The organism is Cyclobacterium xiamenense, from assembly GCF_900109255.1.
Classification (GTDB): domain Bacteria; phylum Bacteroidota; class Bacteroidia; order Cytophagales; family Cyclobacteriaceae; genus Cyclobacterium; species Cyclobacterium xiamenense.
This window is the reverse complement of sequence record NZ_FNZH01000001.1, coordinates 1,033,841-1,060,000: the sequence shown is the minus strand read 5'-3', so window position 1 is coordinate 1,060,000 and position 26,160 is coordinate 1,033,841. Positions and strand designations below refer to the sequence as shown.

Genomic DNA, 26,160 nt, shown 5'->3' with positions numbered 1-26,160 from the left:
TTTGTTACCTGTTTTTCAATGCCTTGTTCTGATGCCTGCGCGTTGTTTCACGGCATTACCGTTAGGAATAGCCCGCCCCTCCGGTAACGTTTACCGACGTGAACGGGGCGGGGATGCCGGGATCGACCTTCTTTGCACCGTACAACATCGTGCAGAAAACCAATACTTGCTACAATCCGGCGGGTATCAGGAATTGACCCGGGACATTATGTAAAACATTTCGGTAGCGATTTGACGCGTGCGTTCGTCGTAAACCTCGGCTTCTTCGGACGTTCCATCTGCCTCCTTTGGATCCACGTAGGGGATGGGTAAGCGGAGGGATGCACCCGGGATGAAGGGACAATTTTTATCCGCATCCGAACAGGTCATGATGGCAGCAAAATTTTCAGAAGCGTTAAATGGATCGTCGTATTTTTTAGAAAAACATTCGATTACCTGTCCTTGATCTGAAAAGCTCACCATGTAATGCGGATTGTCTCCTGTTGTGTGGTTTACCCGGAAACCAGCACGTTCAATGGCAGCTACTGCCCTGGGATTAAATGCCGTGGTCTCGGTACCGCCGGAATACGTATGAATCCCTTCCTCCAGCCCGTAATACGCGGCGGCTGTCGCCGCCCAAATCTGGCTTAGGTGACTTCGTCGGCTATTGTGGGTGCAGATAAAGGTAAGGTTTGCCGGTTCGTTGGCTTGCTTTTTTTCCCGCACAAACAAGGCAACCTCCTGCAGCAGTTCCTTTCGGTCTTCAGGAATAGCCGCCATATCGGGAAGGAGGGATTGTACGTACTGGGCCAATTCGGGGTACAGGGCTGATGTTTCGGTTTTGTTTTCAGTAGACATGGTGACTTGAATTGCGTTGATTTCGGATACGTTCATGGTCTGGTTCTTCTTTGTCGAAGGCGAACAGGCAATGAAGAAGACGATAAGAAATAATGAAGGTACGGTAGATTGGCTCATAACAGTATATTTTCGGTATAAAACACTAGCAACAGCCCGTTCCTTCCTGGCAGGAGGCAGCTTGCTGGGTTGAAAAACGTGTTTTCTTGCTTTCGTCGGTAGCTCCTGGTTTTTCTGCATAGACGGTAATGCTGTAAATGCCGGTTCCTCCCTGGTTAAACGCCATTAGCTCCTCTGGCCGGAGGTATTTTCCCAAAATGTCCTCGGGAATGGAAATGGACTTTTCCTTTTGGAGGCGGATGTTTTGAAATCCAGCTTGCTTTATGTGCTGGAGGTAGCTGTCTTTTTGAATCGCCCCAGCCACGCATCCGGCATACATTTCGGCATCTTCCTTCAGGGCTTCGGGAAGTACGCCCATTAATACGATATCGGAGATACTAAAGTGACCGCCCGGTTTCAATACCCGGAAAATTTCCCGGATTACCTTTTCCTTATTGGGAACCAGGTTGAGCACGCAATTGCTGACTACTACATCGGCTACTTCCTCATTTACGGGCATGTTGTCGATATCGCCTTCCCGAAATTCCACGTTGTTATAGCCCATTTTTTCTGCATTGCGTCGTGCTTTTTGGACCATGGCGGGGGTAAAGTCGATTCCGATCACTTTTCCTTCCGGTCCGGTTTCGTGTCGGGCCACAAAACAATCGTTTCCTGCGCCGGAACCCAAATCGATGACGGTATCGCCTTTTTTGATTTTGGCAAATTGGGTAGGCAGGCCGCATCCCAGACCGAGATCGGCTGCTTCCACGTAACCTTTCGTTTCGGAATAGTCTTCCATCATGATGTTGTAAACCTTATTGGAAGGGGTCGTGGCTCCGCAGCACGAGGCGGCGTTGGTGGTTTTTTCCTGTGTTGCGATTTGCGCGTATTGCGCTTTTACTATGTTTTTTAATTCCTGATCGTTGCTCATGCTTTTGGATTTTTAAATTGTTCGTTGTGTGACTATTTTAACAGCAGTCCCCGGAAAGGGGAGCCGGGTACTGGTCAAAGAGTTGATTGAATTGGTTTCTAATTTCCGCCCAGCGGACGGGATTGATGCAATAGCTGATACGGGAGCCTTCAATGGTCCCCTGAATAATGCCAATTGCCTTTAATTCCCGCAGGTGTTGACTGATGGTCGGCTGCGCCAGTCCCAGTTCCTGTACCAGGTCGCCGTTTATGCAGGCGTTGGATTTCAGTAAGTAGTGAATGATCGCTACCCGTGCGGGGTGGTCAAATGCCTTTGCCGCGAGAGCCAGTTCATTTTGGGTTTCGGAAAATAGATTGGTTTTTGTAACGCCCATGTGTGATAATTATTTATTGCAATATTACGATATGCAGATGAGTGGCGCAAGCGATTCCGTTAGTTTTTTTCATTTCTACTCATTTACCTTTCCGGCATCAGGGACCGATTTACAGCGGTTGTTTTTCCGTGTTTTCTTCGGTATACGAGCCGGTACAGCTGAAACCCGGCGTGGATTTTTTGGGGTTTTTAACCCGTCTCATCGTAAAAAATGGAACTTTCGGAATATATTCCTATTATTGGGTAGTCGATGCGCGGATGGTTTGAACCAAGTTGTGTTGGATTGAGCCGAATACCTGCAGCTCACATGCAAGTATCCGTTCAGGCGGGCAATGCATGCGGGGGTACCCGCTGCATGTAAAAGTGGCTAGTCACAGAGAACGTCGGTACCGCAGGGAACAATTGGAAAGTGCAGCGAGGTGTATCGCTCGCACCGCTAGCGTAGGAAAAATTCGACCGGGTATTGTCCCAAAGCGTCCATTTTACAAAGCAAGGCATGAACTCAATTAACAGGAAAAAGGTATTGGGCCTCATTCTCGGTTTCACCATTGGCTGCTCCTATGCGCAGCGCGGAGAAAATGCGTTTTGGAACGAAGGAAACCCGATCATGGAAGTGAAAGAACTCTTTCCGACGGAACGGTTTCCCAATGTGGTGACGGCCAAGGACGGATCCATTGTCGCTACCTGGGGAAACCAAAGCTATCAGGTACGACGAAGCGAAGATGGGGGTAAAACCTGGTCTTCAATTACCACCCTGGCGAAGCCCGGATTTCAGGGAGGAGGCGTCACGGTGGACGAGGAAAGTGGGGATATCCTGGCTTTTGTCGAAGACAGTCATCCCATCGCGCCGCTTACGCTGTACCGGAGTAGCGACCAGGGTAGAACCTGGAATGCGGAAAAAACGACCATCCTGCCTGATAGCCTGGGAAATATTCCTTCCATGCACATGAACGAACACGGTATAACGCTTCGCTTTGGAGATAAAAAAGGGAGATTGATCCGTCCTACCCGGTATTACGGAGGCGGCAACGATCGCGAATATTGGGAAAGCCACTATACGAACGCCATCTATAGCGATGACGGGGGCAAGACCTGGCAAACCAGTGCGCCCTTTCCCGCAAAGGGTACCGGTGAAGCAGCCATCGCAGAACTTTCGGATGGGACGCTTTACTACAACTCCCGCAGGCATTTATCGACCGATGGCCTGAACCCGCGGATGCGGTACATTGCCCGAAGTCGTGATGGAGGGCATACCTGGGAGGAGCTTTCGGTAAGTGAGGTCTTGCCGGATGGGGATCAAAGTAGGGATTATGGTCTGATGGCCGGTTTGGTACGGCTTCCGATAGCAGGGCATGATATTCTCCTGTTTAGCAATATTGAATCTCCGGAGGGAAGGACACACGGTACGGTATGGGCCAGCTTTGACGGAGGAGAGACCTGGCCGGTAAAAAAACTGGTAGAACCGGGTGGCTTTGCCTATTCTTCTCTGACCGCCGGTAGGGCCGGTACGCCTAGCGAAGGGCTGGTGTTTCTGCTGTACGAGGGATCCGGGCATCCCAGCACCGTAGGTAAGATAGCGGTCTTTAACCTGGCTTGGCTGACCGATGGCAAAGACTGGCGTGCCTTTTTACCAAAGCGGTGAGCAAATCGCCCAGTGGCGGTAGTGATACGGGTTCGATCGCTGCATCCCCCGTCCAACATGCATACGAGGTATGCAACCTTTTTTTCTAATTGGGAACTATAAATAGCTGGTAATCAGTATTAGATACTATCTAATTGCATTTAATGGTTGTTACTAAGAAAAGGAGCATTTGGCGAACTGACCCGCAGGACCTTTGCGGGCTACCGTGAAACGAATTGGCAATTAAAAAAAGTAAAACCGATACAATATGCTTGTAAGTCGTCCATTAGTAACTGGGATTTTTATCGGAATTATCGGAGTCATTTGTAGTATGAGTCCGTTTTGTCGGGCGCTCGCCCAAACCAAATCGATAGCCATGGAAGATTTTATGACGGAGACCTGGAACAAAGCCGAACAACGGGAGAAACTGTACGCGCTGCTCGGTAGGCTTCCTGACCGGGAAAGACCTATTGGCGTGGAGCTGCTTTCGACCGAGGAAAGGGACGGGGTGATCATCCAAAAATTGCGGCTGGACATCAACGGGAAAGAGTCAGTTCCTGCTTATTTTTCCAAACCCAAAAATGCCAGCGGTAAACTGCCGGTAGTCCTGTTCAACCATTCCCATTTTGGGCAATACGAAGTAGGAAAGAATGAATTTGTCCTGGGCAGAAAAGAAATGCAGTCACCTCCCTTTGCCATTGCCCTTGCAAAAGAAGGGTATGCCGGTCTTTGCATCGATTCCTGGGGCTTTGGGGAAAGGTCCGGGAGGGCAGAATTGGATATCTTCAAAGAAATGTTGTGGAAGGGAGAAGTGCTGTTTGGGATGATGGTGTATGACAACCTGCGGGCCCTGGATTACCTGGTTTCCCGGGAGGATATTGATTCCAACCGCATTGCCACGATGGGGATGTCCATGGGCAGTACCATGTCCTGGTGGTTGGCGGCGTTGGATGAGCGGATCAAGGTGACCATCGACCTGAATTGCCTGACCGATTTTCATACCTTGGTGGAGCAAGGTGACCTTCGCCTTCACGGGATTTACTACTATGTTCCGGACCTGTTGAACCACTTCACGACATCCTCCATCAATGCCCTTATTGCTCCCAGGCCACATTTGGGTCTGGCAGGGGAGTTTGATCCATTGACACCCCTGGAAGGACTGGAAATCATTGATAAAAATTTAAAGGCTGTTTACGCCCGTGATGGGGCACCGGATGCTTGGAAATTGAAGATATATCCGGTTGCTCATGAAGAAACCCCAGAAATGCGGGCCGATATTTTGCAGTTTTTACGGGAATGGTTGTAACCATAAATCCAAAAATACCCAATTATATTCGTTTTTCGGAAAGACACCGAATGTGCGAAGTACCGCAGCACTGAGAAAAGCCAGAACTTATGAAAAACGGACGTGCACGAAAAAAACCTCGACGTCTCAAAGACCTCAAGGGTTGTGAAAATTGACCTTTGGGTTTTTCCAATCCCCGAAGGTCTGGTAAGACCTTCGTCACCTAGCATTTTATCTGCCGCCGGATCATCGGTATATTTTTGCTTCTGGGAATAGCGGCATTGACACGCAGGTTTTTTATATTTACGAATAAAATCACCGATCATGAAAAAATCACCTGCTTTTATTTTCCTGCTAGCACTGCTGGCAAACGGATGTGTTTCCCATTCCTCCTCTGAGGAAATTGACCAATCCCAGACCCAGGCCGTACTGGACCATCATTGGCAAACCTTCCTGGCAAATGACCTGGATGGGGTCATGGAGGACTACACAGAAGAATCCATTCTAATCACCCCCAATGGTACCTTTCGTGGGTTGGATGAAATCCGGGAAAACTTTGTCAACGCCTTTCGGGCCTTTCCCACCCAGGAAGCCAAGCTGACGCTCAGCCAAAGCCTGTCGGTGCAGGATGTGGGCTATATTTTGTGGGAGGCCGATACTCCGACGTTTAGCCTGAGCTTTGCTACGGATACCTTTATCATCCGAAACGGAAAAATCATTCGGCAAACCTACGCCGGAGTTCGAGTGGGGAAGTAGGACTTCGACTCCTTCCGATTTACGTGGCTTACCTGGCACCAGGCTTAGAAACTTGTTCCTGGAGATTTACGTGAAGGAACTCGCGTAGGCATCGCTTCCGAATGCTTCCTGGGTCCTCTGGTCAGGTTTCAGTTGGTATGCCTTCAGCAGCTTTCCTCCAGGCTTCGGAATCGTTTTGGCTAGAGTGTTGGCTAATTTTTCAATGCTTGTAACCACCAATCATTCCAGGATATAATCAGCAGCCATCCGGGCATGTAGCGTGGTGGTCGCAAGTAGCGGTAATGCGAACGCCGTTTTGTCCATCAGGATAGGCAATTCGGTACATCCGAGAATAATGCCTTCGCCCCCTTTTTTTTGAAGCAGGTGCATTTGTTCCAGAAAGAACGATTTTGCCGCTTCGCTAAACACACCCTGCGTGAGTTCGTTGGACACATACCAATGATTTTGTGCGAGATACCGTTCGTCGGGGATAATTGTTTGGATACCAAATTTCGTTGCCAAACGACTGGAAACGAAGGCGCCGGTCATGGTGGGCCGATTGCCCAAAAGGCCGAGGGTTTTCAGCCCTTTTTTCTTCGCCTCTTTTCCCACGGCGTCTGCGATGTGCAGTAGGGGTATGGCTAGGTGTGGTTGCACGAATTCGTAGACCATATGGGGCGTGTTGGCACAGATGACCAGGGCTTCGGCACCGGCTGTTTGCAGGGTTAGGGCAATTTCCAGGTACCTGGCATTGATTCTTTCTTTATCCTGCGCCCGCATCAGTTCGATATTCAGGCTGTAGATAAGCAATTCCGGATTTGCCTGCGTGCCGATCCGTTCGCTCACCATTTCGTTGATCAGGCGGTAGTAGACGATGGTCGCGTGCCAGGAAGTACCGCCAATTAATTCGATTTTTTTCATAGATACCTCGCTGAAATGTTTGTTCAAAGTAAGAAAAAGAGGGGTCTTTTCCTTGCTTCTCGGATCATTTCCTGGCAAATCGGGTACCTCAATGAGCCGCTAACGGCTTGGAGGTAGCAGGCAACCCAATGAATTTTCACGGAACGTAATGCAGTATAAACGCGTGTTTCAGCGCAGGATATCAGTGTTTTATTTGGTTTCGGGGATAGTTATACGGCCTTTTTTTTCCTATGGAACAAATTTACTGGTTTTTGGAACATATGGCACAACCCATTTGCTGCCTATTCCCTAGGTTTGTTCAGACGCTGCAGAACGTAAAGAAAAATTCCTTGTGATTTCCGACCTAAGCTAAAATTAAAAAAAAATGGAATATATACAATTTCCATGCAGCCATACATTCGCATACTACTTATCCAATTAACCTTAAACTTACTACAATGGAGACACAAACACTTTCGAAAGTTGACCTTGCTGCCGTATTTCAAAGTCAGCAGCGCAAAGCACTGCAATTGAAGAAATCCGCCGCTCAGGAGCGGATTGCCAGGTTGCTTACCTTCAAAGAAGCCGTTATTGCCAACATGGACAATGTCTATGAGGCGCTTTACAAGGATTACAAGAAACCAAAGGAAGAGGCGTCCGAGACAGATTCGGTTATTGTGGAAATTGACTTTGTTGTCGGCCTTTTGGAAAAATGGATGAAACCTCAGGTGGTTCCCACACCCGAAGGTTTGGGTGGCGCTGCATCCGTATCAAAAATTATTGTAGAGCCCAAAGGAGTTTGTTTGTTCTTAACTCCCTGGAATTACCCGATACTGCTAACCCTCAGACCGCTCGTTGCCTGTTTGGCAGCGGGAAATACAGTCATCATCAAGCCTTCTGAACTGACGCCTCATTCGTCCAAATTAATCAAAGAGATTATTGAATCGGTGTTTCCGAAAGAGGAAGTATTCGTGATGGAGGGAGGCGCAGATGTAGCATCGGAGTTATTGGAATTACCATTCAACCATATTTTTTATACAGGCGGCACACGGGTTGGTAAAATCGTGATGAAAGCCGCTGCCAATTATATGGCTTCGGTAACGATGGAACTTGGGGGCAAATGCCCTTCCATCATCGATGATTCAGCGGATTTCGCCGATGCGGCTGGTAAAATTGTGTGGACTAAATTTTACAACTGTGGTCAAACCTGTATTACCACGGATTATATTTTGGTATCGGAAAATTGCAAAGATGAGTTTATTGCTCATTTAAAAGGCACAATTGAACACCTGTATGGCGTTGGTGGACCCGGAATTGAAAGTTCAAACTATGGGCGATTGGTCAACAACAATCATTATCAGCGTGTAAAAAAGCTGCTTGATGATGCGCTGGAACATGGGGCTACATTAGTGATTGGAGGGAAGACAAATGAAGGGGAAAACTATATTTCCCCTACGTTGCTTGATAATGTCGATCCGGATCTTGCCATTATGAAAGAGGAAATATTTGGGCCTTTACTTCCGGTGTTAAGCTACAAAACCCTGGATGATGCCATTGACTTTGTCAATCAAAGAGAACGGCCGCTGGGACTGTATGTGTATAGCAAAGATAAAGGTGCAGCTGATAGAGTTATAAATAGCACCACCGCGGAAGGAAGTGTTATCAATCATACATCGGTACACTATATGTCGCCCCATCTTCCCTTTGGAGGAGTAGGTACTAGCGGCATAGGAAGAGGCAATGGATATTTTGGGTTTATGGATTTCTCAAATCAACGGCCTGTTTTGGAGATGCCCTAAGCGATGCAAAAGAAGGAAAGTAAGCGAGCACTACTTTCCTTCTTTTTTTTGATAGGTTCCAACGATGCGGAGCGGTATTTCGGATAGGCAACTAGCGCGATTGACCTAAATAAAAATCGGTAGCAAAACGGGCGTTTTTTTTTCAGGCCCGAAAACCAACACAGCGGTATTTATCAAACCTACTTAAAAACAATGCGGGCTCATTTCTTTCTCATTTATCATTTCCCGGCGCTCGCCGCGTCAATAGGTCAAAAAATAAAATGTACACCAGGAAGGCCGTGCGCCTAGCCGTTGGATCCTGGAAGACAAAAATATCAACGGGAATCACCGGAGTCCGTTACTTTCGGATTCAGAACCTATACAAAGCTATTTATCATTAAGTTAACCTTTTGGTGGTACAAATCCTGTAGCCGATTATGCAGTTTTTTTTCTGAAAAATCAGTAGCTGGAATTATTCCCCCGGGATAAGTCATTTATTGTTATTAATCGCTAACTTTAAGAAAGCGTACAATAGGAACGGAGATAACGAGTAAAAAATAGAACCGATCAGTTTGTAAGCCGGCAAGATGAAACCAGTGTCGGTAAAATAGATGCCCTTCGAAAATACGCTATGGAATCGGCCTATCATTGGGATTGGGAAAAAACTGGAATCTAAATTAAAACGCTCGGAGGCTGATAGTAAAAGCGGGAGGGTGATCACAAAAAACATCATTGACTATGGCCAGCAAGCAGGATATCGATTATACCTATTCCAAAATGGACAAAATTTGGAGGTGGAGCGTTGGGGAAACGGCTGATTTTACCGGGGCTAAGTATGATGGTGATTTTTCACTTTCACTGGAAGCGGCCCAGCGAAATAAGCATGCATTTATTGCTGAAAACCTGGAAATAAAAGCGGGTGATCGGGTACTGGATATCGGTTCGGGGTGGGGTCCGTTTTTAACTTATATCAAAGAATTGGGTGCAATAGGAACTGGAATTACACTTTCGGAGGGGCAATACAATGCTTGTAGGCGCAATGGCCTGGATGTACATATTTGTAATTACCGCGACCTGACCCCGGATACATTTGGAAGATTTGATGCCATTGCATCGGTGGGGGCATTCGAGCATTTTTGTTCAGTGGATGAGTACAGGGCGGGTAAACAAGATGACGTTTATCAAAACTTTTTTAAAATTGTCAGCAGCCTCATACCGGTGGGCAAGCGATGTTTTATCCAATCCATGGTATTTGATAAGGGCATGATAGACATTGACACTGCCGATATCCATGCGCCTAAGGATTCTAATGAATATTTGTTAGCGCTGATTATGAATGAATTTCCCGGTTCCTGGATCCCGTATGGAAAAGAGCAGATCATAAAAAACGCCGCTCCGTATTTTACACTCGTTACCGAACACAGTGGCAGGCTGGACTACATTGAAACCATCAAAGTTTGGCGGCAAAAACTGAAATCTTTTGGCTGGAAGAAGTACTGGGCCTACCTACAGCTTGTTCCTCAACTATTTACTGACCCTTCGATGCGTAAACGCCTGAGCAACTTGAAAGTAGCCCCTATCAAAGTTGCGTTTGAACGGGAAATTTGGGATCACCACCGCCTGGTGTTTGAAAAAGTAAGTGATTAGTTTCAACCTCAACCTTCTTCGAGGGGATTTTCCTTCCATCCTTCCAACTCATCGTTTTTTCAGAGGTCTAAAACGTAAAATCAATGACTGCAAAACCCAATTCGTCTTCGATATTGACATAGGACCATGTAGATTATTGGCTAGTTTGGGGTCAATTCCTTCCGGCACCACTTGTAGACTTTCGGCCATTTCTCCGTTGGTATTAAATATTCCCTGCGTATTATTGCCGCTAATAAATAAATCCCCTTCTGGTCCCAACTGAAACCTAACCCTGTAAGGCCCCCCGACTTCATTCGGCCCTTCTTTCTGAAATGGTGTTTTACGAACCAACTTGAGGTCATTCAAATCTACTTCTACCAAGTTCAATGGTTCATTTTCAAAAAACAGCAGTTTGCTTTCGTCCTGGTTAAGGGCTTTAGCTCCTAGTCCTGAGCTAAGGATGAAAATATCATCACCTGAATCTACCGGGCTAATTCTTCAACAATCATTTTAGGTGTTATTAAAATCGAGGGTCAATCACTAATTTTCACGGTGAAACCTTCGAGGTTTTGAAAACCTCAAAGGTTACTTTCCGATACAAAACTTACTAAAAATATTCGCCAATAAATCGTCTGTTGTAATCTCTCCCGTTATTTCGCCCAGGTAATGCAGGGAACGGCGGATATCCATGGCCAGAAAGTCATTGCTCACTTCCTGATCCAAGCCTCCCAAAACATCTAGCAGCGATTCCCGGGTACGGGTCAGGGAATCAAAGTGCCGGATATTGGTGACTACCGTATTGCCGGTTCGGAATTTGTCCAAATTGACCTGTTCCAGGATCTTTTCTTTCAATTCCTCCAGGTTTTCTTTTTTTCCCGCGGAAATGAAAAGGGTATCTGGGTGGGCCTCTTTTAAAATAGTGATAAATTGCGGATTACCCTTATCCAGTTTATTCGCTACTTTAATAAAGGGTACCCCGATGTTTTCCAGCTTGTTTAGGTCTCGGTTGATTTCCACCAGATCGGTATCCCCCAAATCAAACAAATACAGAATCAGCGAGGCGGATTTCATTTTTTCCCGGGTGCGGCTGACCCCCATGGCTTCGATGGTATCGGTGGTCTCACGAAGTCCGGCGGTATCGATAAAGCGAAATACCACGCCGCCCAGGGTGATTTCGTCCTCAATGCTATCCCGGGTGGTACCGGCAATATCGGAAACAAGAGCCTTCTCTTCGTTGAGCAGGGCATTGAGCAGGGTGGATTTACCGGCATTGGGTTTTCCGGCAATCACCGTGGGAACTCCATTTTTGATCACGTTGCCCAGGTCAAAGCTGCTGATTAGCTGCTCCACCACCCGTAGCAGTTTTTCTACCAGTAGCCGCAAATCGTCCCTACTGGCAAATTCCACGTCTTCTTCCGTAAAATCCAGCTCCAATTCGATCATGGAAGCAAAATGAATCAACTTTTCCCGTAATTCCCGGATATCCGAACTAAAACCGCCGCGCATCTGGTGCAGGGCAGCTTGATGAGAGGTCTCCGAATCGGAATGGATCAGGTCGGCCACGGCCTCTGCCTGGGCCAGGTCAAACTGCCCATTTAAAAAAGCCCGCTGGGTAAACTCTCCAGGCTCTGCAGGCCGCGCGCCCTGGCGTACCAACAAGCGCAATACCTGATTGACAATATAGGAAGATCCGTGGGTGGAGATTTCCACGACGTTTTCTTTGGTAAAGGAATGGGGCGCGACAAACAGGGATACCAGCACTTCGTCGATAATCCGGTCTCCATCCCGGATTGTTCCAAAGTGAATGGTGTGGCTGGCCTGCACCTCCAGATTTTTCCCAAAAAATACCCGGTTTGCCATTTGTATGGCTTCTTTTCCGGAAAGGCGAATAACGGCAATCGCCCCCACGCCCTGCGGGGTGGCCAGTGCTACGATGGTATCATCGACGCGACGCAGATAGGTAGCCATTTATTGCTTGAAATTTTCCAGCAGAGCTACCAGGGAGGAAACAAAAGGTTTGGCTTCCCGGTATCCCGGCAATTGGGTGATGTTTTCCATGGCTGCATCCATGATCACAAAATTGGGGTAGGACTGAACCCGCATGGCCCGGGCCATGTCCTCCTCGGAATACTCCCGCCCCCGAAACTCAAATTTTTTCTTGCTGTCTTCGGCGTTCAACTTTACTGCATAAAAATTCTCATTCACGTAGGCAATCACTTCCTTATCGGTGAATGTTTCTTTGTCCATTTTCTTGCACCACCCGCACCAATCGGTATACACGTCGATCAGGATCATCTTGGGAGTTGTTTCTACCTTGTCGATCACCTCCTCAAAACTATACCAGGTAATCTCCTGCGCTTGTGCCTTTAGCTGCGTTGACACCAGCAACCCGATTACCAGGATTCCCACCATTTTCTTCATAGCTGTTATGTTTGTTTTTTTTAATTACAATAACTCTTCTATACGTTCACTCCCGTAGGAAGTTGACAAATAAACCAAAAAACGATTCGTACGGTTCCGTTCCTGCTTAGGAGGGATGCAGGCGTACTTGCAGGTTGGCCGCTACCTCCCGGGACAAGTAGGCGGTTTTGCCTCCGTCAATCCGCAATTCCACCGAGCCATCAAATTCAATTTTGTCCAACACCTCGACCTTTGCGCCGATGTAAATCCCCACCTTATCGAGGTAGCTCAAAAACGCGGCGCTGCTATTGGTCACCGCTACAACTTTGCCGGCTTTGCCAGGAGCCACCTCCTGTAAGAGTACCCGGGGGCTGCTTTCCCATTCCCCAAATTCATCGGGAATGGGATCGCCATGCGGATCAAATTTCGGAAAACCCAGGTACTCGTCCAGGCGACGTACGAGCACCGGCGCTTTTACGTGCTCCAATTCCTCGGCAATGGCCGCAACCTCGTCCCAGGCAAACTTTAATTTTTCAACCAAAAAAACCTCCCATAGTCGCTGCCGGCGTAGGATAAGTAAGGCCGTTTTTGTGCCTTCTTCGGTCAGGCTTACGCCATGGTATTTCCGGTAGGAGAGGAGCTGCTTCTCAGCCAGCTTTTTCAACATGTCACTCACCGATGCTGCTTTGGTTCCGGTCAGGGCTGCGATTTCGTTGGTCCCCACTTTTTCCCCGCCCTCCGCCAATAAGCGATAGATGTTTTTCAGGTAATTCTCTTCCGTACTGCTGAGCTGTATCATCCGCATGTTGTCAAGTTTTTTGTAAATATACGATTTAGGGTTGTCTAAAAAAATATTTAAATCAAGTCTAAAGCGAGTGTGGATAACCGAAAATTCGACGGGTAATAAAATTTAGATTAGTCTAAAAATAAATCACCAATCAGCTAAAAAAGATATAAAACACTAATAGTAAGGTGTTTACAACAGGAATTCAGTGACATGACGGCATCCCATGGCTGTCAGGAGGTGTATTGGAAAAGTACAATTTACTTATTTCAGAGGGTATCTAAAAAGGCAAGGAAGCGTTTTTTTTCTTCTTCCCAGCTTACTTCGTTGCCGGGAGGCTGTTGGTAAAACTCCATGGACGTGAAGCGCTGCCAGGTCTCGGCGATGTCCAGGCGATCCAAAAAGTCGACTTCCATACCGGCCGGATAGGAATCCATCAGGGCCTTCCATACCGGATTGCATGAGATCAAAAGGGGTTTCTGCTGGGCGATTCCCTCGTACAATTTGGTGGGGATTTTGGCGGCAATACTTGGCAGTAAGCGGTAGGGCAAGAGTAGTACATCGGCATCCTGAATGCGTTGTTCAATCCAGCTGCCTGGGACGGGGTTTGCGGAGAGATGCAGGTGGATTTGTGGGTGGCTGCTCGCTTCGTGCCGGAGTTGTTCGGCAAAGCCTCTCAGGGGGCAGTGTCCCAGGATTTCCAACCGTGCACCGGGCAGTAGTTCAGCGAGTTTACTAAACCAGCGGACGGCATCTAGTGTGCCATATGCCTCCGTGATGGTGCCCGTAATCAATAATTTTGGGGCTGTTGGCCGAGCTAGTTTAAACGGTGGTACCTGACCAAGTGGTTGTACGGCCTTGTTTTCGAGCACAAGGGCCCGTTTTAACTCGGGCATTTCCCGAAGGTAACAAGCTTCTGCGAGGAGATGTGCGTCTACAAATGGGCGGGTCGTAGTTTCCGCTATCCAAACCAGTGCCTCTGCCATGGGGCGGATCAGGGCTGGCAGGCTGTGGTTGTAGCGAATATTCTTCCGGTAGTTTTCCTGAACGTCGTAAATAAGTCGGTAGCCGAGTAGCCATTTTCCGAGCATGCCAGCCGGTAACAGCTCAAAAGTGGTGACAATCAGGAGAAGAGGTTTGATACGAAAAAGATGAAAGAGAAACGGGAAGGATACCAGAATTCGGGCGGGGTGCATCCTGGATTTGGAAAAAATTTCGATAAAACGGATATTTTTTATTTTTGGCGTTTTTTTTGAAGAAAAACCTATGATGTTTAGGTGGTATTTATTTGTTTCACGCATTGAAAATCCCAGCTTATGCAACATTCTGGAATCGTCTACAGGTTTGAGGACAGAAGCTATGGCTACCGGGATTTTTTTGCGCATAGTAGTAAGAACCATTCAAACAAAGCTAACAGTTTATAACTTATGGAAGAATTACAGCACATTATAGAAAAAGCCTGGGAAAATAGGGATTTATTGAATGAAAAAGACGTACAGATAGCCATAAAAACTGTAATTGCCGATTTGGACAACGGTTCCCTGCGTGTGGCTACCCCTGCAGAGGATGGGTCCTGGAAGGTAAACGATTGGGTTAAAAAAGCTGTAATTCTTTATTTCCCAATTCAGAAAATGCGAACCATCGAGGTGGGACCCTTTGAATTTCACGATAAAATGGCACTAAAAACCAACTATGCCAAGCAAGGTGTACGGGTGGTACCCCACGCGGTTGCGAGGTATGGCGCGTTTCTTGCTAAAGGTGTGGTGATGATGCCTTCCTATGTAAACATCGGAGCTTACGTGGACAGCGGTACCATGGTGGACACCTGGGCTACGGTCGGTTCCTGCGCCCAAATTGGAAAAAATGTCCACCTGAGCGGCGGTGTAGGCATTGGAGGCGTGTTGGAACCCATTCAGGCAGCGCCGGTGATCGTGGAAGACGGGGCATTTATCGGTTCCCGGGCCATTATCGTAGAAGGCGTTCGTATCGGGCGTGAGGCGGTCGTTGGCGCAGGGGTAACCCTTACCGCCAGTTCAAAAATAATCGACGTCACCGGAGATTCTCCTGTAGAATACAGGGGTTATGTACCTGAAAGATCGGTAGTTATACCAGGTTCTATAAACAAAAAGTTTAAGGCAGGAGATTTTCAGGTACCCTGCGCGCTAATCATCGGGAAGCGAAAAGCTTCCACGGATCTAAAAACTTCACTGAACGAAGCCTTGCGGGAAAACAGTGTAGCTGTCTAAAGAATTTGAATCAACCTATGAATTTAAGTAAAAACCTATTGACCCTGATTGGGGTAACGTATTTAGTTGTCTCCTGTGGAGACAGTTCTTCCATGAAGGGGGACGAGTATTACAGCGATGGCCAATACGAGGAAGCGATCGTTGCCTATGCAAGTTATTTGGAAAAAAAGCCAGGCAATGTGAAGGCCCTTTACAATAAGGGGCGAGCCCATGAGGAATTGGCCGAGTTCAAAGAAGCGGAAACGAGTTTCAAGGCGGCACTTGAACAAGAGCCTAAAAACATACAGGTACTGCTTAGCCTGTCCAATTTGTACCACCGAAACGGAAATCCTGAATTAGCCCTCATGTATGCAGACAATGCGGTGGAAATATCCGGGGCACCTTCCATGGCTTATTTTTTAAAGGCCAGGTCCATGCACCGCATAGGAAATGTAAAGGAGGCACTGCGCGAGTATAACGCGGCGATAAAAATGAGTCCAAAAAACGGGCAATACTTTTACTACCGGGGAATGTTATATGCGGCTACTGAGGATATGGCTAAAGCTTGCAGTGATTTTAAGACGGCCTTGGAGAACGGGTTCGAGGAAGCACAGGCATCCATTGCAACGTATTGCCCCTAATGATCGGAATGACTGCTCCCATATTGCCCGGTTAAGGGGCGGTAAAAGTCGCGGCTTCTTCCGTATGTAGGTGGTCGCATACCGTTTCCGAGCCGATCGTCCCATTCCCGCTACAGGTGGGACAGTCGCCATGTTCGAGCAGGCTTCCTTCGCATTGCGTACAGGTAAGTCTTCCCTGGCCCTTACACCGTTCACATTCGAAGTATTCCACAATATTGAATACGTTCTTTTTGGTCACCATTCCGTCTCCAGCACAACGGCTGCAGCCGATGATCCCCCTGCCTCGGCATAGCGAACAGGCCTGATCGGTGTGTCCTTCTCCATCGCAGGTTGCACAGGTAGCATAGCGATATCCTTTCGCATCGCAGAGATTGCAGGCTTTTATGGCCGCAAGGGGGGACTCAAGCTTCTGCAACAAATCTCTTGCTTCGCTGTAATGTTCTCCCTTAAAACCGTTTAGGTCCAGGTATTTCCTGACAAAGTTTTCGCTATTATGGTATTGTCCGAGCTGGTAGAGGGTTTCCGCAAAATGGAATGGCATTTCAGGCGGTATGGGCAGGTTACTGGCAATAAGTTCCCGAAAATGGCCATTCGCCTCCGTGTATTTTTCATTGGACATGGCTGCGAGCGCCATTTCCATAAGCCTTGCGGTGGACCCCAGGCTGGGTTGGTGCTGTGCCCAGGCGGTGATTGGCCCCAAAATAAGAAACAGTGCTAGTAGAAATTTTTTATAGTTATTCAAACCACTCGTCATAGGTTGCCTTTTTTTTCTAACTCTAATACCATGCTATCCGGAAGATGAAAAAAGCAGTCGATCCCGGAAAATTATTCTAAACTATCTACTGATGGGAGATAATCCAATAAAGGTCGGTTTGATTTTTCAATTTTTAACAAAAAGGTCAGCATTTTATACGAAGGGATGGTGGATATCGAAAAGCACCTGGAAAAAACAAACGGGTACCACCGCATCGCTCTGTCCAAAACGTTTCGGTTTTTCTTTCGGTGTATTTTTTTTTCGACGATTGGGCATGAAATTCTTTAAAAAGGGATAATTTTGAGATCATTTCAGACATTCACCAGTAAAATTGCGGAATCGTATGATAATCGGTGTAGTTGGCGGAGGTGCAGCAGGTTTTTTTGCCGCCATACATGCCGCATATTCCGGACACAACGTTATTCTCTTTGAGAAACACCGGAAAGTACTTTCAAAAGTATTGATCTCCGGTGGGGGTAGGTGCAATGTTACCCAGGGAATAGCCAATGCAAACGAGCTTCTGAAGGGCTATCCCAGAGGGCGCAGTTTTTTGAAAAAAGTGTTTACGCATTTCGGTACAACGGATACGCTGTCCTGGTTTGAGAATCGGGGTGTACCACTAAAAACGGAAGCCGATGGCCGCGTATTTCCAAAGAGCGACGATTCGCGCTCCATCGTATCTGCGCTTGTTAACGAGGCAAAACGGCTGGGGATACGTGTGGAATTAAACCGGGGAGTGGAAAGTGTCGAAACATTGACGCCGGGTTTTCGGGTACGGGGAAAGGATTTTTCGGAGCGCGTAGACCGCTTGATTGTTTGTTCGGGAGGAAGTAGCAAGCGGGAAGGCTATGGGTTTCTGGAAAAACTTGGGCTCAACCTGGTTCCTCCCATACCTTCCTTATTCACATTCAATACGCCGGAAACCGAATTGAAAAAACTTCGAGGGCTGAGTGTGCCGAGTGGGCACATTCGCTTTGAAGGAAGCAAACTCAACTATTCCGGCCCGATTTTAATCACCCATTGGGGCCTTAGTGGTCCGGCAGTTCTGAAACTATCTGCCTTTGGTGCCAGTTGGCTGCACGAAAAGTCGTATCAGGCCGTGGCCTTGATTCGCTGGGACGCGGACTTTACACCCGAGGGGCTGCTACAAGCCTTGCAGGCATATAAAAGCAATCATCCCCGCAAAATCATTCACAAAAACCCGCTGTTTGGATTGCCCGCCCGGCTGTGGGGATTTTTGGCATCGGTAGCGGAAATCGAGGAGGAATTGAAGTGGGAAGCGGTCAGCAAAAAAAAAATAAATAAATTGATAGAAAATCTTTTCAAGTTTTCATTAAAAATCTCAGGAAAAACTACCTTTAAGGAAGAATTTGTTACTGCCGGTGGGATTGCCCTCGATGAAATTGACCCGAATACGCTAGAAAGCAGAAAATACCCGGGTTTGTTTTTTGCCGGGGAGGTCATTGATGTGGATGGGATTACCGGAGGATACAATTTTCAAGCCGCCTGGAGTACCGGATTTTTGGCAGGTAAATCGTCAACGATCGAAGAATTATGAATAAACCATTTAAGAATATCGATTTCCACAAAATTGAAGCCATGGTGGAAGACGATGAGGACTTCAAAAACCAGCTTTTGGAGGCCATTGAAATAGCCGTAACGGAATTGGAAGCCAGTTATCTCCGTGGAATTGAGGAAAAAAGCATGGCTATCATCAAGCAAGCACGGCACAAAATAAAGCCCACGTTGGGATTGTTTGATTTGGAGCGATTGGGAGTCTCCCTGGGGAATGGAAAGCGGCTCATGATAGAGCATGGATTTGGGGAAGGCATCGACGGCCATATACAGGAATTTCGGGAAGCGGTGCAGGCAGTTTTGGAAGAAGTGAAGACCTATCGGTGACGATCCTACACCGAAATGCGCCATTTCATCGCATCCCTGGCCTTCCTGTCCGATGGTCCCTGCAAAAATAAAGAGGAATACTGGTCCGGTATAGTTTCCCTGAAAAGTAGATGAAATCAATTGCATCGGCTATATTTGTCGTGAACAGAGGGCTCGTTGCCTGCACGTGCCTGGAAAGGTACGTACCTGGTTTCTGGCTGGATTTAAACAGGATGTGTTGCGTATGAGCATAAATTTAATGATGGTTGACGATAGTGAAGTTGATACCCTACTCGTGGAAAACGCCCTTTTAACCGATTGTGAGCCCGTTGATTTTCAAACGTTTAGCGATCCGGAAGTTTTTTTGGCCCATATTGCCTCCGTTCCACTGTCGAATACCAGCCTGGTTTTACTGGACATCAACATGCCGAAAATTAACGGCTTTGAGGTGTTGGAAAAAATCAGGTCTTCCCCGGCCTGGAATTTGGTCCCTGTCATCATTTTTTCCACCAGTTCCAACGAGCAGGATGCGCAAAAGGCCCTGCAGCTTGGTGCCAATGCCTATTTAACCAAGCCACTAAAAATAGACGATTACCAACAGATGATTCGCTCCATGCTCGCCTTTTGGAAATTCCACCGGCAATAATCTACTGATTTCTCAAAGTTTAGCCAAAACCATCGCAGAAACCTTGTCACCAATTGACAAAGCACTGGTGGCGGCTGGAGATGGAGCATTGAGCACATGTACCGCCTGGGCTGTTTCGTAAATCGCAAAGTCATCCAACAAGCCACCAAATTTATCGCAGGCCTGAGCCCGTACACCGGCGCCGCCTGCTTCGAGATCGGATTCCTGAATATCCGGAAGCAATGCCTGCAAAGCCCTGGTAAAGGCCTTTTTTGAAAACGAACGTTTGTACTCGCCCAAGCCGGTTTTCCAGTATTTGGCGGCCACTTTTTGCAAGCCTGGCCAACTCACCGCTTCGTAAAATTCCTTTAGGCTAAAATCGCTTTTTTTGTACCCTTCTTTTTTAAACGCCAATACGGCATTGGGTCCTGCTTCCACGCCTCCTTTCATCATGCGGGTGAAATGCACACCCAAAAATGGAAAATTAGGGTCTGGAACCGGATAGATCAGGTTTTTTACCAGGTATTGTCGTTCTTTTTTGATCTTGAAGTATTCTCCCCGAAAGGGGATAATGCGAATGTCAGGGGCTACCTCCTCGTGCAAGGCCGCAATCTTGTCTGCGTACAAGCCGGCACAATTTACCAGCAGCCTGGTTTGGATCTCTGAAGCCGAAGTAGTGAGTAAAATACTGTCCCTTAGGTTACTTATTTTCAGCACCTTATTCCCTGTTAAAATAACGCCACCGAGTTGCTCAAATTCACGGGCATAGGCAAGCGCAACAGCCTTGTAATCGACGATTCCTGTCTGTGGTACGTGCAGGGCACCTACTCCCTCGCAGTAGGGTTCGTACTCTTTTAATTCTTCACGTGTAATCGACCGGACCCCTACCAACCCATTTTGCAAGCCCCTATCCAATAACATGTTGAGTTGAGGCAACTGCTCTTTTTCCGTCGCAACTACTACCTTTCCCGTGATTTCAAACGGCACGGCATGGCGCTCACAAAATGCCACCAATTGCCGGTAGCCATCGATGCAGTTTTTTGCTTTCAGGCTTCCAGGTTTGTAGTACAGGCCTGAATGTATCACCCCGCTATTGTTGCCGGTCTGGTGGCGGGCAACGGCCGGTTCTTTTTCAACAATCAAAACCGAGAGGTCGGGTCGTTGGGATTTCAATTTCATTCCGGTGGCCAGGCCGACAATGCCTCCGCCAATAATGGTAATGTCGTATCGCATACTCCTTGTTTACGTCGAAAACAAAGATAAGGCTAGCAAGCCAAAATGTATCCATGCCTGCCCCGAAGTTGGACAATATTTTTACAAGCTCCCAGGCCTCACCAGTTTTCGTCTTCCGCTTCTCCTAGCTGCGTTCCCGATTCGGGTGGATTCCGAAACCAACCAGCCTGTTCCGGTTCAAAATCCAATGTAGCGCCTAGCAATCGTTCGTTGGTTTCCAAAAGCACCTGGTAGGTGGGATGTTGCACGTGTTTTGGGATCTTGCAGAGTCTGGGATCGTCCTTTTGTATACCAGAACCGGCGGTGAATAGAAAGGGCCAGAGGGTCTTGGAACAGGAATATCCGATGCGGTCTACCGGATAATGGGCCAGGTAAGCGCTCACTTTTTCGTTAATCTCCCTAAAAAACTGTTCGGATTCTCCCAGGCGTACGCGGGAACCTGCCCGGGATTTCCCCTTGGTTTTGAGGTATTTTATCTGGCTTTTTCCCTGCTTTTTCCGAACCATGTAAGCGCGAAAGACATGGTGGGAGAGATTGTTCCCGTTTTCAAAATAGCCGACTGCCGCGATTCCAGCCCGGATTAAAAACAGCACCCAATTCTTTTCCTCGGGAGTCGCGCGCTTGGATACCGGATCCCAGCTATAATTCCAGGGCAGGCGCAATCCACCGATCCGCGATCCTTCCTTGAGTAGCGAAAGCTTGTGCCGGGAAGGAAGGTATTCCAATTCCATACCGTGTTCTGCGGTCCATTGGATCCATGCGTTGATGAAATGAGGCTTGATGAATTGATGCATGCGGCTTGTGAAAAGGGTTGCATTAGCAGTTCTCCGACATTTCTTTTGATCCGGGAAAAAGAGATAGATTCGAAGCAATAATTTTCATTACCGGTCAATTTTACTACTTTTAATTCGCTAACCCAAAAATACGAACCGAATGAATATTGCCATGCTTGGTTCGGGCTTTATTGCCCGTTTTTACGCCACTACCCTACATGCCCAACGACGGAAGGACCGCATCCATTCAGTCTATTCCCGAAACCTAACCCATGCCAAAACCTTTGCTGCCGATTTTGGGCTGGAAAGGTACAGCAGCACGATGGACGAGATCATCCAGGACCCCGAGGTAGATGCGGTGATCGTTGCGTTACCCAATCATTTGCACGAGGATGCGGTACTGGCCTGTGCAGCTGCAGGAAAGGCAGTGCTGTGCACCAAACCGCTTGGCAGAAATGCAGCGGAGGCCAAGCGCATGCTGGAAGCCGTGGAAACCGCCGGGGTATTTGCCGGCTACCTGGAAGACTTGTGCTATACCTCAAAGTTTCTGAAGTCGCTGGCAAGCGTGAATGCTGGAAGTTTGGGCAACATTCTGTGGACAAAGTCTCGGGAAGCCCATCCGGGTCCCCACAGCGACTGGTTTTGGGACAAGGAACAGTCGGGTGGGGGAGCCATCATTGATCTAGGCTGCCATTGTGTGGAGATCGGAAGGAATTTTATCGGGAAAGCGATCCGGCCGGTAGAAGTGATGTGCTGGGCAGACACCCAGGTTCACCCCATTGATGCGGAGGATCATGCCATTGGATTGGTTCGGTATGAAAACGGTGCAATCGGCCAATTTGAGGTGAGCTGGACCTTCCGGGGGGGAATGGACCTGCGGGATGAGGTGATGGGAACGGAAGGCACCATCTGGCTGAACAGCTTTTTGCGCACGGGCTTCGAAATGTTCACCACCGGCAAAGGGGCAAATTACGTCGCTGAAAAGGCGGAATCCGACGCGGGTTGGCTTTTTCCTGTTGGAGACGAGGCGCACGAACTCGGTTATCCACAGATGTTTAGCGATATGTTTGATGCCATGGAACAGGGTCGGGAACCCCAGGAAACCTTTTACGACGGGTATGTGGTGAATGCGATTCTGGACGCTGCTTTTCTTTCCGCCAAAACTAAAAAATGGGAGACCGTGCAGTTGGAGGACTGGAGAAGTGCAGCTACGGTTGCAGTGGATAAGGACTGGGTGTCCTACAACGAAACGTACTACCTGATCAAAAAAGAAATTTTGCCGAATGGGGTGGAAAAAGTGATCCTCAAAGATAAGGTTACCGGAGAGATCCGACAGGAGACGGTGGGCGACTGACCACTTATACCCTTCATCAGCAGTCAACGTAATTTTCGCCGCTTTTTCCAAAAACAGCCGGACAAAAAGTTCGCAATTCTATTTTTTAGTCTATTATTGCGCTTTAAAAATTATTTTAAGCTTGGGAGCAGGCAATTGGATGGATTGGCTGCTAATTTCGTATGGGAAAAAAAATAGGGAACGGTTGCTGCATATTGCTGGGGATTCTGCTTAGCATTCCGGTTTTGGGGCAGAAGATCAACGAGGACTACAAATTACATATCAAACGTGCGAGTTCGCCGGTAATCATAGACGGCATCGTGGATGAACAAGCCTGGAAAGATGCCGAAGTAGCCAGGGATTTTTACATGATTTTGCCCATGGATACCAGCTTTTCGCAGGTAGAGACGGAGGTGATGATGACTTTTGATGAGGAACGTCTGTATTTGTTGGTAATCAATCACCATGCCGTACCGGGACCCTACTACGTGGAATCCCTTCGCAGGGATTTTTCTTTTGGCAAAAACGACAATTTCCTACTATTTATGGACACCTTCGACGATCAAACGAACGGGTTCTCCTTTGGCGCCAACGCAGCAGGGGCGCAATGGGATGGCATCATGTACGAAGGCGGTAGGGTGGATTTAAGTTGGGACAACAAATGGGTGTCAAAAGTAAAAAATTACGAAGACAAATGGGTGTTTGAAGCGGCGATACCGTTCAAGTCCATTCGCTACAAAAAAGGCATACGGGAATGGGGAATCAATTTTAGTCGCCTGGACCTGAAGACCACTGAAAAATCTTCCTGGGCGCCGGTGCCCAGGCAGTTTCCTTCTGCCTCCCTGGCCTATACCGGCGTGCTGGTCTGGGAAGAGGCGCCGCCCGAACCGGGTATGAACGTATCGGTAATCCCCTATGTCATGGGAGGCCGGGTAAAGGACCACGAGGGTGGCCTGCCTACCGATTACCAAAACAGGGTGGGGGTAGACGCCAAAATCGCGGTCAGTTCTTCCCTAAATCTGGATTTGACGGTAAATCCGGATTTTTCTCAGGTGGAAGTGGATCGGCAGATCACCAACCTGGATCGCTTTGAATTATTTTTTCCGGAACGAAGGCAGTTTTTTCTGGAAAACGGTGATTTGTTCGCCAATTTTGGGTACGAGACCATCCGGCCCTTTTTCTCCCGGAGAATTGGCCTGAATGCCCCCATACAATTTGGTGCGCGGCTAAGCGGAAAGATCAACCGGGATTGGCGGATTGGGGCCATGAACATGCAAACCGGACAGGTGGAAGAAACGTTAACTCCTGCGCAAAATTTCACCGTCATGTCCGCTCAAAGGCGGGTGGGACAACGCTCCAACATCGCCGCTATATTTGTTAATAAAACATCCATGGGCGAACTTCCAGGCAACAATGGGGTCGATGCCGCTACAAACGGTGCCTACAACCGAAACCTGGGACTGGAATACAACCTGGCCTCTTCCAATAATCTCTGGACAGGGAAAGCCCTCTTTCTGAAATCATTTAGCCCCAATCAATCCGGGGAAAGCATGGTGCATGCAGCCAACCTCAAGTATGCCAGCGGGAACCTTACCTGGGAATGGAAACACGAATACGTGTCCCCCCAATACACGGCGGAGGTCGGCTACGTACCGAGAAACGGCTATTACCGGGTAAATCCCAACGCAGCGTATTTGTTTTTTCCCAAAAGTAAAAAAATACTGAACCACGGTCCTACAGTAAACACCTCCCTGTTTTACAACACGGGTTGGGAACAAACCGATAACATCACCGAATTGGGCTATACGATGCGGTTTCGAAGCCAAAGCACCCTGACGGCCCGGTATACCTATAACCGTATTTTATTGCAACAAGCATTTGATCCGACGAATTTTAGCGGAGATACCCTGGCAGCCTTTACCGATCATACCTGGAACTCGGTGGGGGTGCAGTACGTCTCCAAGCCCCAAAGTCTCTTTACCTACTCGATTTCCTCCCAGTACGGGGGGTACTTTGCTCAAGGCGAGCGGTTCAACCTTACGGGCGAAATTGGTTACCGGTTTCAGCCCTACGTAGGCCTTTCCCTTACTGGAAATTACAACCAATTGGACCTGCCTGAGCCCTGGGGTGACACGCGATTCTGGCTGGTAGGACCCCGGGTGGATGTCACCTTTACCAACACGCTGTTTTTTACGGCCTTTGCCCAGTACAACGAGCAGATCGATAACATTAACCTCAACACCCGGTTTCAGTGGCGTTTTAAGCCAGCTTCAGACTTGTACCTGGTGTTTACCGACAACTACCTGCCGGCTCCTTTTTATGTCAAAAACCGGACGCTGGCTTTGAAATTTACCTACTGGTGGACCTGGTAGTCTTACCAGGGGTCTAAGCCCAGGAGTTTTTTGCCCAGCGGACTCAGTTCGGCTCTGGAATATCGTGTCTGTTCCCAATTCCTGGGATCACCGGGAAAGGCATAGCCCTCGGGTGCAATCCGGTCTCTCCAGGAGGATATGCGCCAGTTTCGCAAGGCTTCGTCTTCGTTGGCTGCCGGCATCATGGTCAGGTATTGGGCCATCCGAACCTTGTTTTCGCTGTAATTGGGGCGAATGCCGTGAGGAAGCCTGCTATTAAATATTAACAAATCGCCTTCTTCCAGCCGTACTTTGGTAAGCTCAAACCCCGAAATGTCGGGTTTAAACCTGTCCCGGTCGGCCGGCTGGCTAACTTTCCAGCTGTCGTAGTTTCGGTACAATTCAGGTACACATTGGAAACCACCCACGTTCGGATCGGTTTGATCATTCAAAGCGACCAGGCCCTGCACGTTGTCCTGGCCCAACTCGGGGTCATAATCCCAATGGATAAATCCATTAAATTCAAAATCGGGACGGGCAGGTAGGTTAAGGTTGGCACGATCGATGGTCACCCATAAATCCTCCCTTCCCCAAATATCCGTGAACGTTTCGTAGACCTTGGGGTATTGGCGAATGTCCCACAGGTACTGGTGATTGTAGATTTCCACCATGCCGCTGTTGGTGAGCTCTTTCATCTGCATCTCGCCCTTTGGGGAGGCATACCAGCTTTCGGGCTGGTTGGGGTCCATCTCCTCAAATTCCCACAAGAGGTCTTGCAGACGACGGGTATAACTTTTGGGAACGGCTTTTTTAATGATCACGTACCCGTTGTCCCACCAAAAATTCCAATCTTCATCCGTAAGCACCTTGAGTGGCCTGTGACGGAATCGATCGTTCAATGTGGCTTGTTTCGCGGCCGAAGTGGACGGATTCCCCGGAATATCTTTGTGTTTTTTCGTTATGGCCATGGCAAAATTTA

25 protein-coding genes are annotated in these 26,160 nt (G+C 48.1%); 12 read left to right on the top strand and 13 right to left on the bottom strand.

Annotated features, from left to right (window positions below):
* Positions 1-186: 186 nt before the first annotated feature.
* Genes BMW71_RS03950 through BMW71_RS03940 form a run of 3 tightly spaced genes read right to left on the bottom strand, consistent with a single transcriptional unit; the run spans position 187 to position 2,237 of the window.
* Positions 187-954: an arsenate reductase/protein-tyrosine-phosphatase family protein gene (locus tag BMW71_RS03950; protein WP_317041125.1), complete on the bottom strand. Its 768-nt coding sequence runs from the start codon at positions 952-954 to the stop codon at positions 187-189.
* A gap of 25 nt (positions 955-979) precedes the next feature.
* A complete protein-coding gene (locus tag BMW71_RS03945; RefSeq protein ID WP_092169698.1) occupies positions 980-1,864 on the bottom strand; it encodes an arsenite methyltransferase in 885 nt (294 codons plus the stop codon).
* Positions 1,865-1,901: 37 nt separating this feature from the next.
* On the bottom strand, positions 1,902-2,237 hold the full coding sequence (locus BMW71_RS03940) for an ArsR/SmtB family transcription factor (RefSeq protein WP_092169695.1): 336 nt from the start codon (positions 2,235-2,237) through the stop codon (positions 1,902-1,904).
* 495 nt (positions 2,238-2,732) lie between these two features.
* Here BMW71_RS03940 and BMW71_RS03930 point away from each other — a divergent pair, with 495 nt between their 5' ends.
* The 3 genes from BMW71_RS03930 (at position 2,733) to BMW71_RS03920 (ending at position 5,898) form a co-directional block, all read left to right on the top strand.
* Positions 2,733-3,878: a sialidase family protein gene (locus BMW71_RS03930; RefSeq protein ID WP_092169690.1), complete on the top strand. Its 1,146-nt coding sequence runs from the start codon at positions 2,733-2,735 to the stop codon at positions 3,876-3,878.
* Between the two features lie 247 nt (positions 3,879-4,125).
* The gene (locus BMW71_RS03925) at positions 4,126-5,163 is read left to right on the top strand and encodes a dienelactone hydrolase family protein (protein ID WP_317041124.1); all 1,038 of its coding nucleotides are present in this window, start codon (positions 4,126-4,128) and stop codon (positions 5,161-5,163) included.
* A gap of 303 nt (positions 5,164-5,466) precedes the next feature.
* A complete protein-coding gene (locus BMW71_RS03920) occupies positions 5,467-5,898 on the top strand; it encodes a nuclear transport factor 2 family protein (protein WP_092169685.1) in 432 nt (143 codons plus the stop codon).
* A gap of 219 nt (positions 5,899-6,117) precedes the next feature.
* On the opposite strand, the gene BMW71_RS03915 is transcribed toward BMW71_RS03920, so the two are convergent.
* On the bottom strand, positions 6,118-6,798 hold the full coding sequence (locus BMW71_RS03915; protein ID WP_092169683.1) for an aspartate/glutamate racemase family protein: 681 nt from the start codon (positions 6,796-6,798) through the stop codon (positions 6,118-6,120).
* A gap of 437 nt (positions 6,799-7,235) precedes the next feature.
* On the opposite strand from BMW71_RS03915, the gene BMW71_RS03910 reads away from it, so the two are divergent.
* Together BMW71_RS03910 and BMW71_RS03905 are read left to right on the top strand one after the other, a co-directional pair.
* A complete protein-coding gene (locus BMW71_RS03910) occupies positions 7,236-8,576 on the top strand; it encodes an aldehyde dehydrogenase family protein (RefSeq protein WP_092169680.1) in 1,341 nt (446 codons plus the stop codon).
* Positions 8,577-9,293: 717 nt separating this feature from the next.
* Complete coding sequence (locus tag BMW71_RS03905) at positions 9,294-10,202, top strand: SAM-dependent methyltransferase (RefSeq protein WP_092169678.1); 909 nt, start codon at positions 9,294-9,296, stop codon at positions 10,200-10,202.
* Positions 10,203-10,250: 48 nt separating this feature from the next.
* On the opposite strand, the gene BMW71_RS03900 is transcribed toward BMW71_RS03905, so the two are convergent.
* From BMW71_RS03900 to BMW71_RS03880, 5 genes are all read right to left on the bottom strand, one after another.
* Positions 10,251-10,676 (bottom strand): DUF4221 family protein, encoded by a 426-nt coding sequence (locus tag BMW71_RS03900; protein WP_092169675.1) that lies wholly within the window; start codon positions 10,674-10,676, stop codon positions 10,251-10,253.
* 90 nt (positions 10,677-10,766) lie between these two features.
* On the bottom strand, positions 10,767-12,149 hold the full coding sequence (gene mnmE / locus BMW71_RS03895) for a tRNA uridine-5-carboxymethylaminomethyl(34) synthesis GTPase MnmE (protein WP_092169672.1): 1,383 nt from the start codon (positions 12,147-12,149) through the stop codon (positions 10,767-10,769).
* Entirely contained in the window at positions 12,150-12,602 is a 453-nt protein-coding gene (locus BMW71_RS03890; protein WP_092169670.1) for a thioredoxin family protein, read from the bottom strand.
* A gap of 106 nt (positions 12,603-12,708) precedes the next feature.
* Entirely contained in the window at positions 12,709-13,380 is a 672-nt protein-coding gene (locus BMW71_RS03885) for a metal-dependent transcriptional regulator (RefSeq protein ID WP_092170279.1), read from the bottom strand.
* Between the two features lie 254 nt (positions 13,381-13,634).
* Positions 13,635-14,561 (bottom strand): glycosyltransferase family protein, encoded by a 927-nt coding sequence (locus BMW71_RS03880; protein WP_143057547.1) that lies wholly within the window; start codon positions 14,559-14,561, stop codon positions 13,635-13,637.
* Positions 14,562-14,792: 231 nt separating this feature from the next.
* Here BMW71_RS03880 and BMW71_RS03875 point away from each other — a divergent pair, with 231 nt between their 5' ends.
* A complete protein-coding gene (locus BMW71_RS03875; RefSeq protein WP_092169665.1) occupies positions 14,793-15,611 on the top strand; it encodes a 2,3,4,5-tetrahydropyridine-2,6-dicarboxylate N-succinyltransferase in 819 nt (272 codons plus the stop codon).
* 17 nt (positions 15,612-15,628) lie between these two features.
* The gene (locus BMW71_RS03870; protein ID WP_092169662.1) at positions 15,629-16,231 is read left to right on the top strand and encodes a tetratricopeptide repeat protein; all 603 of its coding nucleotides are present in this window, start codon (positions 15,629-15,631) and stop codon (positions 16,229-16,231) included.
* A 31-nt stretch (positions 16,232-16,262) separates the two neighbouring features.
* Here the strand turns inward: BMW71_RS03870 and BMW71_RS03865 are convergent, their stop codons facing one another.
* The gene (locus BMW71_RS03865; RefSeq protein WP_244891068.1) at positions 16,263-16,985 is read right to left on the bottom strand and encodes an outer membrane protein assembly factor BamD; all 723 of its coding nucleotides are present in this window, start codon (positions 16,983-16,985) and stop codon (positions 16,263-16,265) included.
* Positions 16,986-17,328: 343 nt separating this feature from the next.
* Here BMW71_RS03865 and BMW71_RS03860 point away from each other — a divergent pair, with 343 nt between their 5' ends.
* The 3 genes from BMW71_RS03860 (at position 17,329) to BMW71_RS03850 (ending at position 19,512) form a co-directional block, all read left to right on the top strand.
* Positions 17,329-18,543, top strand: a complete 1,215-nt coding sequence (locus tag BMW71_RS03860; RefSeq protein ID WP_092169659.1) for a BaiN/RdsA family NAD(P)/FAD-dependent oxidoreductase — start codon at positions 17,329-17,331, stop codon at positions 18,541-18,543.
* Positions 18,540-18,887, top strand: a complete 348-nt coding sequence (locus BMW71_RS03855) for a hypothetical protein (RefSeq protein WP_092169656.1) — start codon at positions 18,540-18,542, stop codon at positions 18,885-18,887. The genes BMW71_RS03860 and BMW71_RS03855 overlap by 4 nt, the downstream gene beginning before the upstream one ends.
* Positions 18,888-19,110: 223 nt before the next feature.
* Complete coding sequence (locus tag BMW71_RS03850; protein ID WP_143057546.1) at positions 19,111-19,512, top strand: response regulator; 402 nt, start codon at positions 19,111-19,113, stop codon at positions 19,510-19,512.
* Positions 19,513-19,524: 12 nt separating this feature from the next.
* On the opposite strand, the gene lhgO is transcribed toward BMW71_RS03850, so the two are convergent.
* Positions 19,525-20,724, bottom strand: coding sequence for an L-2-hydroxyglutarate oxidase (gene lhgO, locus BMW71_RS03845; protein ID WP_092169651.1), 1,200 nt, complete (start codon positions 20,722-20,724; stop codon positions 19,525-19,527).
* 98 nt (positions 20,725-20,822) lie between these two features.
* Positions 20,823-21,518 (bottom strand): hypothetical protein, encoded by a 696-nt coding sequence (locus tag BMW71_RS03840; protein WP_092169649.1) that lies wholly within the window; start codon positions 21,516-21,518, stop codon positions 20,823-20,825.
* 139 nt (positions 21,519-21,657) lie between these two features.
* On the opposite strand from BMW71_RS03840, the gene BMW71_RS03835 reads away from it, so the two are divergent.
* Both BMW71_RS03835 and BMW71_RS03830 read left to right on the top strand, forming a co-directional pair.
* Positions 21,658-22,851: a Gfo/Idh/MocA family protein gene (locus BMW71_RS03835; RefSeq protein WP_092169647.1), complete on the top strand. Its 1,194-nt coding sequence runs from the start codon at positions 21,658-21,660 to the stop codon at positions 22,849-22,851.
* Between the two features lie 161 nt (positions 22,852-23,012).
* Positions 23,013-25,202 (top strand): DUF5916 domain-containing protein, encoded by a 2,190-nt coding sequence (locus BMW71_RS03830; RefSeq protein ID WP_092169644.1) that lies wholly within the window; start codon positions 23,013-23,015, stop codon positions 25,200-25,202.
* Between the two features lie 2 nt (positions 25,203-25,204).
* Here BMW71_RS03830 and BMW71_RS03825 read toward each other — a convergent pair whose 3' ends face one another.
* On the bottom strand, positions 25,205-26,149 hold the full coding sequence (locus BMW71_RS03825; RefSeq protein ID WP_092169642.1) for a phytanoyl-CoA dioxygenase family protein: 945 nt from the start codon (positions 26,147-26,149) through the stop codon (positions 25,205-25,207).
* Positions 26,150-26,160 lie beyond the last annotated feature (11 nt).